General features: G+C 69.2%; 14 protein-coding genes. 6 read left to right on the top strand and 8 right to left on the bottom strand.

Annotation, left to right across the window (positions count from 1 at the left end; translation table 11 throughout):
• Nucleotides 1–28 precede the first annotated feature (28 nt).
• Together ACFVIV_RS00395 and ACFVIV_RS00400 are read left to right on the top strand one after the other, a co-directional pair.
• Nucleotides 29–1,198, top strand: a complete 1,170-nt coding sequence (locus tag ACFVIV_RS00395) for an acyl-CoA dehydrogenase family protein (RefSeq protein ID WP_379192320.1) — start codon at nt 29–31, stop codon at nt 1,196–1,198.
• A 48-nt stretch (nt 1,199–1,246) separates the two neighbouring features.
• A complete protein-coding gene (locus ACFVIV_RS00400; protein ID WP_379192322.1) occupies nt 1,247–2,059 on the top strand; it encodes an enoyl-CoA hydratase/isomerase family protein in 813 nt (270 codons plus the stop codon).
• Nucleotides 2,060–2,062: 3 nt separating this feature from the next.
• Here the strand turns inward: ACFVIV_RS00400 and ACFVIV_RS00405 are convergent, their stop codons facing one another.
• The 6 genes from ACFVIV_RS00405 to carD all read right to left on the bottom strand — a co-directional run bounded on the left by ACFVIV_RS00405 (nt 2,063) and on the right by carD (nt 6,858).
• The gene (locus ACFVIV_RS00405; protein WP_379192324.1) at nt 2,063–2,341 is read right to left on the bottom strand and encodes a DUF4190 domain-containing protein; all 279 of its coding nucleotides are present in this window, start codon (nt 2,339–2,341) and stop codon (nt 2,063–2,065) included.
• A 179-nt stretch (nt 2,342–2,520) separates the two neighbouring features.
• Nucleotides 2,521–3,504: a 23S rRNA (guanosine(2251)-2'-O)-methyltransferase RlmB gene (gene rlmB, locus ACFVIV_RS00410; protein ID WP_379192326.1), complete on the bottom strand. Its 984-nt coding sequence runs from the start codon at nt 3,502–3,504 to the stop codon at nt 2,521–2,523.
• A gap of 150 nt (nt 3,505–3,654) precedes the next feature.
• Complete coding sequence (gene cysS, locus ACFVIV_RS00415; protein WP_379192328.1) at nt 3,655–5,055, bottom strand: cysteine--tRNA ligase; 1,401 nt, start codon at nt 5,053–5,055, stop codon at nt 3,655–3,657.
• Between the two features lie 95 nt (nt 5,056–5,150).
• The gene (ispF, locus tag ACFVIV_RS00420; protein WP_379193091.1) at nt 5,151–5,618 is read right to left on the bottom strand and encodes a 2-C-methyl-D-erythritol 2,4-cyclodiphosphate synthase; all 468 of its coding nucleotides are present in this window, start codon (nt 5,616–5,618) and stop codon (nt 5,151–5,153) included.
• 14 nt (nt 5,619–5,632) lie between these two features.
• Nucleotides 5,633–6,343 carry a 2-C-methyl-D-erythritol 4-phosphate cytidylyltransferase gene (gene ispD, locus ACFVIV_RS00425; protein WP_379193092.1) on the bottom strand — a complete coding sequence of 237 codons (711 nt, stop codon included), beginning with the start codon at nt 6,341–6,343 and terminating at the stop codon, nt 5,633–5,635.
• Between the two features lie 26 nt (nt 6,344–6,369).
• Entirely contained in the window at nt 6,370–6,858 is a 489-nt protein-coding gene (gene carD / locus ACFVIV_RS00430; protein WP_019931623.1) for an RNA polymerase-binding transcription factor CarD, read from the bottom strand.
• 419 nt (nt 6,859–7,277) lie between these two features.
• On the opposite strand from carD, the gene ACFVIV_RS00435 reads away from it, so the two are divergent.
• From ACFVIV_RS00435 to disA, 3 genes are all read left to right on the top strand, one after another.
• Nucleotides 7,278–7,907: a hypothetical protein gene (locus tag ACFVIV_RS00435; RefSeq protein WP_379192330.1), complete on the top strand. Its 630-nt coding sequence runs from the start codon at nt 7,278–7,280 to the stop codon at nt 7,905–7,907.
• 171 nt (nt 7,908–8,078) lie between these two features.
• Entirely contained in the window at nt 8,079–9,488 is a 1,410-nt protein-coding gene (gene radA, locus ACFVIV_RS00440; protein WP_379192332.1) for a DNA repair protein RadA, read from the top strand.
• A 14-nt stretch (nt 9,489–9,502) separates the two neighbouring features.
• Nucleotides 9,503–10,633: a DNA integrity scanning diadenylate cyclase DisA gene (gene disA, locus ACFVIV_RS00445; RefSeq protein ID WP_379192334.1), complete on the top strand. Its 1,131-nt coding sequence runs from the start codon at nt 9,503–9,505 to the stop codon at nt 10,631–10,633.
• A 53-nt stretch (nt 10,634–10,686) separates the two neighbouring features.
• Here the strand turns inward: disA and ACFVIV_RS00450 are convergent, their stop codons facing one another.
• Both ACFVIV_RS00450 and ACFVIV_RS00455 read right to left on the bottom strand, forming a co-directional pair.
• On the bottom strand, nt 10,687–11,346 hold the full coding sequence (locus ACFVIV_RS00450) for a hypothetical protein (protein ID WP_379192336.1): 660 nt from the start codon (nt 11,344–11,346) through the stop codon (nt 10,687–10,689).
• Between the two features lie 98 nt (nt 11,347–11,444).
• Nucleotides 11,445–12,068: a carbonic anhydrase gene (locus ACFVIV_RS00455; protein ID WP_379192338.1), complete on the bottom strand. Its 624-nt coding sequence runs from the start codon at nt 12,066–12,068 to the stop codon at nt 11,445–11,447.
• Between the two features lie 104 nt (nt 12,069–12,172).
• On the opposite strand from ACFVIV_RS00455, the gene ACFVIV_RS00460 reads away from it, so the two are divergent.
• Nucleotides 12,173–13,048: an A/G-specific adenine glycosylase gene (locus tag ACFVIV_RS00460; protein WP_379193093.1), complete on the top strand. Its 876-nt coding sequence runs from the start codon at nt 12,173–12,175 to the stop codon at nt 13,046–13,048.
• Nucleotides 13,049–13,086 lie beyond the last annotated feature (38 nt).

Consider the following 13,086-nt stretch of genomic DNA (forward strand, 5'->3'; position numbering starts at 1 on the left):
CAGCCACATCGGAACGAATGGGTGACCAATGATCGACTTCTCGATTCCCGCAGAGCTCGCCGCCGAACGTGATCGGGTCCGGCAGTTCGTCATCGACAAAATCGTCCCCTTCGAGCGTGATCCGCGGCTGACCGCGCACGGCCCGAACGACGACCTGCGCCAGGAACTGGTCGAGCTCGCCCGGGCCGAGAAGCTGCTGACCATTCAGGCCCCGGTCGAACTGGGCGGTCGCGGGCTGACCCATGTGGAGCAGGCCGTGCTGTACGAGGCCGCCGGCTGGTCCACCCTCGGCCCGGTCGCCATGAACTGCGCCGCCCCCGACGAGGGCAATATGTTCCTGCTCTCCAAGATCGCGAACCCGGAGCAGACCGCCAAATACCTGCAGCCGGTCATCGACGGCCACCAGCGGTCCGTCTTCGCCATGACCGAACCGAACGGCGCGGGCTCCGACCCCAACCAGCTGGCCACCGAGGCCACCTTCGACGGTGAGAACTTCACCGTCAACGGCCGCAAATGGCTGATCACCGGCGCCGACGGGGCCAAGACCTGGATCATCATGGCGCGCTTGGCCGCCAACCCGCATCTGCCCGAGGGCCCGACGCTGTTCCTCACCGACGGCGACACTCCCGGCATCGTCATCGAGCGGGTCATGAACACCATGGACCGCAACTACGTCGGCGGCCACGCGGTGGTCAACTTCGAGAACCTGGTGCTGCCGCGCGAATCCGTGCTCGGCGAGACCGGCCAGGCGCTGCGCTACGCCCAGCTGCGGCTGGCCCCCGCCCGCCTCACGCACTGCATGCGCTGGCTGGGCGCGGCCGAGCGGGCGCAGTCCATCGCCGTCGACTACGCCAAGACCCGCACCGCCTTCGGCAAGCCCATCGGCGAGCATCAGGGCGTGTCGTTCATGTTGGCGGACAACGAGATCGCGCTGCACCAGTGCCGCCTCACCATCTGGCACGCCTGCTGGCTGATGGATCAGGGCGAGAAGGCCCGGCACGAGAGCTCCATCGCCAAGTCGTATGTCTCAGAGGAGCTGTTCAAGGTCACCGACCGCTGTGTGCAGGTGCTCGGCGGCATCGGCATCAGCGATGAGACCGTGGTGGAGATGATCTTCCGCGATATGCGCGCCTTCCGCCTCTACGACGGGCCCACCGAGGTGCACAAGTACGCGATCGGCCGCAAAATTCTCCGCTGAATTCCGCTCGGGCGTGGCGAAGCGGCAGGTGCACTAGGATTTGCGCGTATGAGTTCGGAATTGCACGTCGACGTCTCCGGCGGCGTCGCCGTCCTCACTCTGAATCGTCCCGCCCAGCAGAATGCGCTGACTCCCGCCATGGCCGCCGAACTCGGTGCGGCGCTACGGCGCTGCGATACCGAGGACGCCATCGGCGCGGTGGTCATCACCGGCACCGCGCCCGCCTTCTGCGCGGGCGCGGATCTGTCGCTGCAGGTCGGTGAGGTCAATGGCCTCATCGATCCGCCGCCGTTCCGGATCCGCAAGCCCGTCATCGCCGCGGTGAACGGGCATGCCGTCGGCATCGGGCTGGAGATCGCGCTGCAGTGCGATCTGCGCTACGTGGCCCGCGATGCGGTGTACGGCCTCAACCAGGTTCGCCGCGGCGCGCTCGCCGACGGGTACGCGCACTGGACCCTGCCCCGGCTCATCGGCAGCGCCAATGCCGCCGATCTGCTGCTCACCGGCCGCACCTTCGACGGCGACGAGGCGCGGGCCATGGGCCTGGCCAATTCGGTCCTGCCCGCCAGCGAAGTGCTGCCCACCGCCCTGGCCGTGGCGCACGATATCGCGCACGGGTCCGCCCCGCTCCCGGTCGCCCTGTCCAAGCGCCTGCTGTGGGAGGCCCCGGCCATGACCCCGGAAACCGTGGGCCGCTTGGAAACCGAGCTCAACGACTATGTCGCCAAGAGCGCCGACGGCGGGGAGGGCGTGGCCGCGCTCAAGGATCGCCGCCAGCCCAAGTGGAGCGGCAGCGTGAGCACCGAATGGCCGGGCTGGGACGCCGTCACCGGCGGCGAGGCGCGACCCGGGCTGGATTGAGCCTCAGGCGTTTCCGCCGATGGCCATGAGCAGGAACAAGGTGCCCATAATGATCATGAAAATGGTGCCGACGATACCGAGCACATAGCCGACCACCACCTGCACCCGGCCGCCGTACTCACCGCCGGACGCCTCGATCTCATTGAGCGCCCGCCGCCCCATGGCCCAGGCCACCGGTCCGAGGATGCCGCAGCAGAAGACGCTGAGCACCCCGAGTAGCAGCACCGTCGTCGCATACTCGTGCTCGACGGTTGGGCCGATGGGCTTCTCGGGGATGACCACCGCCCGATTTTACGGTCGCAGGCCGCCTGTGGGCAGGCTGACGCGCAGGATCGGTCGCCAATCCGTCATTCCGGCGCGCTTTTGGCCGGAATCCACGACATTCGTTGGCGCACTGAGGGTGTGGATCCCGGCCAAGAGCACGCCGGGATGACGAGGCAAGTTCGCGCCGTGGTTCGGTGTCAGGCGCGGCGCTGGCGTGCGACCTCGGCGAGCACCACGCCCGCGGCCACGGACGCGTTGAGGGACTCGACCGGACCGGCCATCGGAATCGACAGAATCGAATCGCAGGTCTCGCGCACCAGTCGCGACAGGCCCTTGCCCTCCGAGCCGACCACGATGACCGTCGGTGCACTGCCGTCGAATTCGTCGAGGGTGGTGTCGCCGCCGGCGTCCAGGCCCACGATCTGGAAGCCCTGGTTCGCCCAATCCTTCAGCGTGCGAGTGAGATTGGTGGCGCGGGCGACGGGCAGCCGGGCGGCCGCACCGGCGCTGGTGCGCCAGGCGACGGCCGTGACGCTGGCGCTGCGGCGCTGCGGAATGACCACGCCCTGACCGCCGAAGGCCGCCACCGAGCGGATGACCGCACCCAGGTTGCGCGGATCGGAGATATTGTCCAGCGCGACCAGCAGTGCGGGCTCACCCGAGGCGCGGACCTTGTCGACCAGGTCGTCGGGATGGGCGTAGCGGTACGGCGGCACCTGCAGGGCCAGGCCCTGGTGCATGCCGTTGTGGCTCATCTTGTCCAGGTCGGTGCGCGGCACCTCGAGAATGGAGATGCCCGCATCCGCGGCGATCTTCACCGATTCGGTGAGCCGGTCGTCGTTCTCGGTGCCCACGGCCACGAACAGCGCGGTGGCCGGCACGCCGGCGCGCAGGCACTCCACCACCGGATTGCGGCCCAGCACCAGCTCCGGGCCCTCATTGTCCTTGCGGCCCGGAATCGGGCGGTTGGCATCGCGGGTGCGGGCCTTGGCGGCGCCGGCCTCCGCCTTGGCCTTGGCCTTGGCGCGCTTGGCCGCGGGGTGATAGACGCGATCCTCGGCCTTGGGGGTGGCGCCCTTGGGTGCGAGGGCGCGGCGGCGCTGCCCGCCGGACCCGACGGTCTGCCCCTTCTTGCTGCCCGACTTGCGCACCGCACCGCGTCGCTGAGAATTCCCTGCCATCACTTCGCCTTCCGTATCACGCGGGCATCCCGCATCGAGCCGGCCGCGGGCGCACCCGCTCACGGTCGATCATGCGGGATACCTGCATCCGGACGACGCAGCGAACGGCTGCGCCACTGTAAATCTTGTGCCGCCGAATGGCGGTGCTGGTTACCCATTCTCCTTGGTCAGGGTCCACTCCGGACCCTGCGGGGTGTCGGTGACCTCCACACCGGCGGCTTTGAGCCGGTCGCGCACCGCATCGGCGGTGGCCCAGTCCTTGTCCGCGCGGGCCTGCTGGCGGCGCTGCAACTCCGCGCCGATGAGCACATCGAGCGCGCCGATGGCGGCGGAATTGTCGGCGGGCGCGGCCCAGTGCGAGTCCAGCGGATCCACGCCGAGAATACCCAGCATGGCCCGGACCTGACCGGCCAGCAGGCGCGCACCCGTCAGATCGCCGGACTCGAGGGCCCGGTTGCCGTCGTTCACCACGCGATGGATCTCGGCCAGCGCCTTGGGCACCGCGAGATCGTCGTCGAGCGCCTCGGCGAAACCCTCGGTCCAGGTTCCGACCGGAGCATCGCCCGCGCGCTCGACCACCCGGTGCACGAAGGCCTCGATCCGCTGATACGCGGTCGCGGCCTCGGTGAGCGCGTGATCGGAGTACTCCAGCATGGACCGGTAGCTCGCGCTGCCCAGGTAGAAGCGCAGCTCCACCGGCCGCACGCCGACGCGTTCGAGCACATTGGGGATGGACAGCACATTGCCCAGCGATTTGGACATCTTCTCGCCGCTCATGGTCACCCAGCCGTTGTGCAGCCAGTAGCGGGCGAACCCGTCCCCGGCCGCGCGCGACTGCGCGATCTCGTTCTCATGATGCGGGAAGACCAGATCCATTCCGCCGCAATGGATATCGAATTCCGGTCCGAGGTAGAACTCGGCCATGGCGGAGCATTCCAGATGCCAGCCCGGCCGGCCCGGACCCCACGGCGACGGCCAGCTCGGCTCACCCGGCTTGGCGGCCTTCCACAGGGTGAAGTCGCGCTGATCCTTCTTGCCCTGCCCGGCGCTCTCGCCCTGGTGCACATCGTCGAGCTTGTGCCCCGACAGCTGCCCGTATTCCGGATAGCTCAGCACATCGAAGTAGACATTGCCCTCCGACGGATAGGCGTGCCCGCGCGCGATGAGCCGCTCCATCATGTCGACCATCTGGGTGATGTGCCCGGTGGCGCGCGGCTCCGCGGACGGCGGCAGCACACCGAGGGTCTCGTAGGCGCGGTCGAAGGCGCGCTCGTGGGTGGCGGCCCATTCCCACCACGGCCGGCCGTGCTCGGCGGCCTTGTTCAGGATCTTGTCGTCGATATCGGTGACATTGCGAATGAAGGCGACATCGAAACCATTGGCGCCCAGCCACCGTCGCAATACGTCGAACGCCACGCCGCTGCGCACATGCCCGATGTGCGGTTCACCCTGCACGGTCGCGCCACACAGGTACACCGAGGCGTGGCCGGGGACCAGCGGCGTGAATTCACGCAGGGTCCGCGTCTCGGTGTCGAAAAGGCGCAGAGTCACGACAGAGCATCCTAGCTTCTGGGATAGGGCGGAATTCGGGCGGATACGGCTGTTGGTTCGCCGTGAAAGGAAATCGCGTTAACGCCGGTACGACTTCAGGACCGACAACAGAGCAGGGCATTGGCGATGGCCGCCACGCCCTCACCGCGGCCGGTCAGACCCAGGCCGTCGGTGGTGGTGCCCGAAACCGATACGGGGGCACCGAGAATCTCGCCCAGGACCTGCTGCGCCTCGGCGCGGCGCGGCCCCATCTTGGGGCGGTTGCCGATCACCTGCACTGCGGCATTGACGATGGTGAAGCCGGCTTCGTCCAGCAGCCGCCGGACTTCCTTCAGCATGGCCGCGCCGGAAACGCCTTCCCATTCCGGGCGTCCGGTGCCGAAAACCGCGCCGACATCGCCGAGGCCGGCGGCCGACAACAGCGCGTCGCACAGCGCGTGCGCCGCGACATCGCCATCGGAATGACCGGCGCAGCCGCTGTCGCCGTCGAAGAGCAGGCCCGCCATCCAGCAGGGCCGCCCGGGCTCGATGGGATGCACATCGCTGCCGATACCGGTGCGCAGAGAGGTGGGATCGATCATGGGGCCGCCACCACCTCCCGGGAATCGTTCTGGGCCACCAGTGTATTCGCCAATACCAAATCGAGGGGCGTGGTGATCTTGAAAGCCAGGGGATCGCCGAGCACGGTCCGCACCGTGGCCCCCAGCAATTCGACCAGGCCCGCGTCATCGGTCGCCTGGGTTCCGGTCGCATAGGCCGCGCGCAGCAATTCGGCCTCGAAGCCCTGCGGAGTTTGAATGGCGCGCAAGCCGGACCGATCGGGCGTGCCGGTCACCGCGCCCGCCGCGTCCACGGCCTTGATGGTGTCGGTCACCGGCAGGGCGGGCACCACCGCCCGGGCGCCGGCCCGCAGTTCGGCCACCACGCGCGCGATGAGCGACGGCGGCGTGAGGGCACGGGCCGCATCGTGCACGAGCACATGGGTGGCATCGGGTGCGGCGGCCAGGCCGGCGCGCACCGAATCGGTGCGCTCGGCGCCGCCGGGCACCACGTGCACCGGCGTGTCGGTCACCGGGAGCAGGGCTCGGGTCTCGTCGACGAGTTCGGCGGGCACCATAACCACAACCTCGTCGACGGAACCGGAGGAGATCAAGCCGCTGACCGCCAGTGTGAGCATGGGACTGCCGCCGACCGGTACGAACGCCTTCGGTGCATTCGCACCCAGGCGCACGCCCATGCCGGCGGCAGGAACCAACGCTACGACACGGCGGTGTTGCTCAGCGAGCAGAGCAGAACCGTGCGTTTCGTTCACGGTCAGGAGGCCGCGGCGAGGACCTCGTCGAGCAGGGTCTCGGCCTTGACGTCGTCGGTGCCCTCGGCGAGCGCGAGCTCCCCGACGAGGATCTGGCGAGCCTTGGCCAGCATCCGCTTCTCACCGGCGGACAGGCCGCGGTCCTGCTCCCGGCGCCACAGATCGCGAACGACCTCGGCCACCTTGTTCACATCGCCGGAGGCGAGCTTCTCGAGGTTGGCCTTGTAGCGGCGGGACCAGTTGGTCGGCTCCTCGGTATGCGGAGCGCGCAGCACCTGGAAGACCCGATCCAGGCCCTCCTGGCCGACGACGTCGCGGACGCCGACATACTCCGCGTTCTCAGCGGGAACCCGAACGGTCAGATCGCCTTGCGCGACCTTCAGGACCAGATACTCCTTTTGCACACCCTTGATGGTGCGGGTTTCGATAGCTTCGATCAGCGCCGCTCCGTGGTGGGGGTAAACGACGGTGTCTCCGACCTTAAAAATCATGTGTCCCGTGCCCCTTTCGATGTTCACAGTTTAACATGCGACTCGGTAACGGCGCGATCAACGGCGCAGGTCAGGGCCACAACGAGCCAGCGGCGGGGGTTGACAGAACGCGATGAGTGTGCATCTTGTTGTGCCATAACGGGATACCGCTCAGTTCCGTCAGAACGCATATGCCGATGCCTTCTCCGCATACGCACTGCGCACCCTCACATAAACGACAATGCATCTATTGTGACGCATGACCGGGTGTGTCCTATTCCGGGGCGCGTCGGATGAGACCGCCCGCGTGTGAGGCGTGGCGGGACACGCATTACTCTCTTTGACTACTACTCTCCATAGTGGAGTGAGCCGGTCGACATGGAGGACAACCCGTGACTGCCCTGAAAGCCACCTCAGCGTCGAAGATGCGACGGCGTGCCGTGACAGTTGCAGCATTCGCCGCCGGTGCGGTGCTCGCGCTGTCGGGCTGCGGTGCCGGCCAGATCTCGCAGACCGCGACCCAGGTCGCGGCCGTCAACGGTAACGAAGCCAATGTCGGCCAGGTGGCGCTGCGCGACGTGCGCATCCTGCTGCCGCAGTCGGAGCAGTACAACAATGCCAAGGGCGGCAGCGCCGTGCTGGCCTTCTCCGCCATCAATCTGGGCGAGTTCAAGAGCGACGAGCTGGTCAGCATCACCTCCGATCTGGGCGCGGTGAAGATCGGCGGCAAGATCGAGCTGGGCCCGCAGCGGACCGTCGTGGCCAACCTGCCCGAGGGCGCCGGCGCGGCCGAGGCCGCCGGTCAGCACGGCGACACGCACGGCGCGCCCACCACCCCGGCGGCCCCGGCCGAGAGCAAGACCGATCCGGACGCCACGCCGATCCTGGTCGAGTTCACCGGACTGACCAAGGACATCACCCCCGGCCTGACCTACCCGGTCACCTTCAACTTCAAGGAGAACGGCACCGTCGTGGTGAACGTTCCGGTCGACGCCGGGCACGAGCTCGAGCGCGTCGTGAACGAGAAGTCCGGCGGCGAGAGCGAGCCGAAGCCGGCCGGCGGCCACTGAGACACGAGACGGTTACGACAGGGCCCGCTTCGGATCACCGAAGCGGGTTTTGTTGTTTCGGGGCCTTGACGATGCGCGCATCTCACAGTGATGACGGCCCGGTGACCGGAAAGAATCGTGAAGGTCCCCGGATGCATGGAACTGTCGGGGCCGCTGGCTAGGCTGCCGGGCGTGGCCAAGGTGAAATCGCTGTACCGGTGCGCGGATTGCGCGCACGAGGTCGCCAAGTGGGTGGGCCGCTGTCCCGGGTGCGGGGGGTGGGGAACCATCGAGGAGATGGCCACCTCGTCCGCCGCGGTGGCGGTGGGGCGGCGCGCCATGCTGCCCAGCACCGCGGCGACGCCGATCTCGAGCATCGACTCGACGCACACGCAGGCGCGCGGGACCGGGGTGTCGGAGTTGGACCGGGTGCTGGGCGGGGGCATCGTGCCCGGCTCGGTGGTGCTGCTCTCGGGCGAGCCGGGGGTCGGGAAGTCCACGCTGCTGCTCGAGGTGGCGCACCGGTGGGCGCGGGCGCGCGACGAGATCGCGCTGTACGTGACCGCGGAGGAATCGGCGGGTCAGGTGCGGCTGCGGGCGGACCGGACCGGGGCGGTGCACGAGAAGGTCTATCTGGCGGCCGAATCCGATCTGGCCACGATTCTCGGGCATGTCGAGCAGGTGCGGCCGACGCTGCTGGTGGTGGACTCGGTGCAGACCATGCTGGCCGCCGACGCCGACGGCGTGATCGGCGGCGTCACCCAGGTGCGGTCGGTGACCGCGGCGCTGACCTCGCTGGCCAAGGCGAGCGGTATCGCGGTGCTGCTGGTCGGGCACGTCACCAAGGACGGCGCGGTGGCCGGGCCGCGCACGCTCGAGCATCTGGTGGACGTGGTGCTGCAGTTCGAGGGGGACAAGCATTCGACGCTGCGCATGGTGCGCGGCATCAAGAACCGCTTCGGCAGCACCGACGAGGTCGGCTGCTTCGAGATGCGGGAGGCCGGCATCGCGTGCGTGGACGACCCCTCCGGGCTGTTCCTGCACCACCGCGAGACCTCGGTGGCGGGCACGGCGGTCACCGTGGCCATGGACGGCAAGCGGCCCATGCTGGGCGAGGTGCAGGGGCTCACCGTGGACACCCAGGCGCCCGCGCCGCGGCGCGCGGTCAGCGGGCTGGACTACAACCGGGTGGCCATGGTGCTGGCGGTATTGCAGAGCCGCTGCGGGGTTTTCATCGCCAAGAGCGATGTGTACGCGGCGACCGTGGGCGGTATGCGGCTGGTGGAACCGGCCGCGGATCTGGCCGTGGCCATGGCGGTGGCCAGCGCGGCGACCGACCGGGCGCTGCCCAAGGGCATGGTGGTGCTCGGCGAGGTCGGCCTGGCCGGTGAGGTGCGGCAGGTGACCGGGCTCAGCCGCCGCCTCGCCGAGGCCGAGCGGCTCGGGTTCACCGAGGCGCTGGTGCCGACCGGGGTGGAGCGCACGGGCCGCAAGATGACCATTCGCGAGGTTCCGGATCTGGGTGCGGCGCTGGCGATCGTCGGGCTGCGGCAGCGGCGCGGCGGCCGACCGCGCGCCGACGCCGCGGAAATGGCCGAATAATGGCCGGGCGGTGGATGAGCGGGCTGCTGGGCCGCACCGGGACGACTCCGGACGGGCCCGCGGCGGATTCGCCCGGAGGGCACGAGAATTCGGCGGACGCGGTGCGGGATGTGATCGCGCGACTGGTGCCCGGAACGCAATTGCGGGACGGGATAGATCGAATTCTGCGGGCGAACACCGGCGGTCTGGTGGTGCTCGGATATGACGAGCGGGTGGAGCGGATCTGCGACGGCGGATTCGAATTGGATGTGGAATTCGCGCCGACCCGATTGCGGGAATTATCGAAAATGGATGGCGCGGTGGTGCTTTCCACCGACGGCGCCCGGATAGTGCGCGCCAATGTGCATCTGGTGCCCGATCCGGCGTTGCCCACGGTGGAATCCGGGACCCGGCACAAGGCGGCCGAGCGCACCGCGGCGCACACCGGATATCCGGTGGTCTCGGTGAGCCGTTCCACCGGGCTGGTGACCGTGTACGTGCACGGGGCGCGGCATCTGGTGCAGACCACCCCGGCCATCCTGACCCGCGCCAATCAGGCCATGGCCACCCTGCAGCGCTACCGGATCCGGCTGGACGAGGTGACGCGGCGGCTGTCGGGGCTGGAGATCGAGGATTTCGCGACGCTGCGCGATGTGCTCACGGTGCTGCACTGCCTGGAGCTCATGCGGCGCACCGCCGGCGAGATCGACCAGGACGTCATGGAACTCGGGGTGGACGGCCGGCAGCTGGCCCTGCAGCTGAGCGAATTGGTCGCCGACACCGAGAATCTGCGCCGGCTGCTGGTGCGCGACTACGTGGTGGCGGAGGCGGCGGGGGAGGCGCAGGTGGATCGCGCGCTCACCCGGCTGGACGGGCTGGTGGAGCCGGATCTGCTGGAGCTGTCGAATCTGGCTCCGTCGCTGGGCTATCCGGCCACCCTCGAAGCCCTCGACACCGCCGTCGGCCCGCGCGGCTACCGTTTGCTCGCCCAGATCCCGCGGGTGCCCTTCCGCAGGGTCGAACCCCTGGTGGGCGTGTTCGGCACGCTACGGGCGCTGCTGGAGGCCTCGCAGGCCGAGCTGGAGGCGGTCGACGGCGTGAATGCCCAACTGGCGCGCAGGATTCGCGAAGGCATCGCGCGCTTGGGCGAGCACGGCTACGCGTGAAGCACCGTGCGCCGGGGTGGATCCCGGCCAAGAGCACGCCGGAATGACAGCGGTCAGGCGATATTGAACGGCTCCGGGGCGCTGCGCACCGAACCGAGTTGCGCCACAACGGTGTAGGGGCCCGGCGGCACCGGCACGCGCTCGCCCGCGCAGCTGGGCTGCGAGGTGGAGCCGGTCCAGGTGACCGTGAAGGCGGCCTGCTGGCCGGGATTCAGGGTCCGCACATCCGGTGTGCCGTCCGGATAGCAGTCGGTGCTGGCCCACAGCCGGCGCGCGCCGTCCAGGGACTGCACCGACACCAGCTGCAGGCCCGAACCCATATCGCGTTCACAGGCGGCGCTGGAGATATTGGTGATGACGATGCCGAACACCGGCTGCTCACCGGTCTTATAGGTGGGCTGGCCGACATTCACCTTCACGGCGAGGGATTGATCGGGGCACTGGCCCTGCGCGACCGGGGCCGCGCTGCCGCTGGTGGTGCTGCCGGAGGGTTTGCCCGACTCGGACGGGGCGGAGGAGCTGCCGGCGGCCTTGTTGGTGGCCTCGGCGGAAGTGGTGGCTCCGGCGTCGGCCTGCTTGTCCTCGCCGCCGCCGCGCAGCAGCGCGAACGCCACCCAGATCACCAGCGCGGTGGCGACCACCAGCGCGCCGATCGCCACCAGGCGACGGCGCCAGTAGATTTCCGGCGGCAGTGGTCCATTGGGTTCCAGCACGGTGACAACGGTAAGGGCACGGTCGGGCGCAGCAGCCGCAGGGTCTCGGCGTGTCGGAGGTGAAACAGCCTACGCGCCGGGTAAATTCCGCGGGCCGGTTACACCACCTCGCCGATATTGCCGATCACGCGGTGCAGCTTGATCTGGCCCTCGGCCAGGTTGTAGGTGATGCACGCGATGGCGCACTCGCCGGTGGCGACGCGCTGGGAGATGATCATCGACCGCTGCATGAGCAGCCGCGCCGTCTCCTCGACGTGCCTGGCCTCGAGCTCGTCGACGGTCTCCAGGCCCTCGCGGCGGCCGATGAGAATCGACGGTGTCACCCGTTCGACCACGCTGCGGATGAATCCGCCCGGCACATTGCCGTGATCGAGGGCGTCGATGGTGGCGCGCACGGCGCCGCAGCTGTCGTGGCCGAGCACCACGATGAGCGGCACGTGCAGCACCTGCACGCCGTACTCGATGGAGCCCAGCACCGAGGAGTCCACCACGTGCCCCGCGGTGCGGACCACGAACATATCGCCGAGGCCCTGGTCGAAGATGATTTCGGCGGCCACGCGGGAATCGCCGCAGCCGAACAGGATCGCCGAGGGCTGTTGTCCACTGACGAGCTTGGCCCGGTCGACGGCGCCCTGGCTAGGATGCTGCAACGTGCCGTTGACGAAGCGCTCGTTGCCCTCGCGCAGGGCCTTCCAGGCACTGATCGGGTTGGTATGCGGCATGCGTCCCATTCTCCATAGCGGATCGGTTACCGGCGAGTCCGTGGCGTTACGGTCCCGCAACTACCCGCTGGCAGATACCCCACGGACATGGTGAGCTGGTGGCAATGGATAGCGATGCGCTGATCGACTGGTACGGGGCGACGGCCCGTGATCTCCCGTGGCGGCGGCCCGGCGTGAGCGCCTGGCAGATCCTCATGAGCGAGATCATGCTGCAGCAGACGCCGGTGGTCCGGGTCGAGCCCATCTGGCGGGAATGGGTGGTGCGCTGGCCGGTGCCGTCCGCCATGGCCGCCGCGCCGCAGGGCGAGGTGCTGCGCGCCTGGGGCAAACTCGGCTATCCGCGCCGCGCGCTCCGGTTGCACGAGTGCGCCCAGGTGCTGGCGCGCGACCACGGCGATGTGGTTCCGGCCGATGTGGACACCCTGCTGAGCCTGCCCGGCATCGGCGCGTACACCGCCCGCGCCGTGGCCTGCTTCGCCTACGGGCAGCGAGTTCCCGTGGTGGACACCAATGTTCGCCGCGTGGTCGCGCGCGCCGTGCACGGCCGGGCCGAGGCCGGCAATCCCGCCGCCCGCGATCTCGGCGAGACCGAGGCCCTGCTGCCCGCGCGCGTCGACCGCGCCGCCGTCATGTCCGCGGCCCTCATGGAATTGGGCGCGCTGATCTGCACCGCCCGCAATCCCGACTGCGCCCGCTGCCCGCTGCCGTCCTGCGCCTGGGTGTCGGCGGGCCGCCCGGCCTCCGAGGTGGTGCGCCGCGTCCAGAAATACGAGGGCACCGACCGCCAGGCCCGCGGCCGCCTGCTCGACGTCCTCCGCGACGCCCCCGGCCCGGTCGAGCGAATCCGCCTGGACCTGGCCTGGACTCGCGACCCTGGACAGCGCGACCGCGCCCTGGATTCGCTGCTCGTGGACGGCCTGATCGAGCAGACCCCCGAGGGCTTGTTCGCACTGGCCGGTGAGGGCAGCGCTGCGCCCTGACGGCGGCTACGCCCTGACGGCGGCTGTGCCCTGACGGC

The sequence above is a fragment of the Nocardia sp. NPDC127526 genome (assembly GCF_042672265.1).
Taxonomy (GTDB): Bacteria; Actinomycetota; Actinomycetes; order Mycobacteriales; family Mycobacteriaceae; genus Nocardia.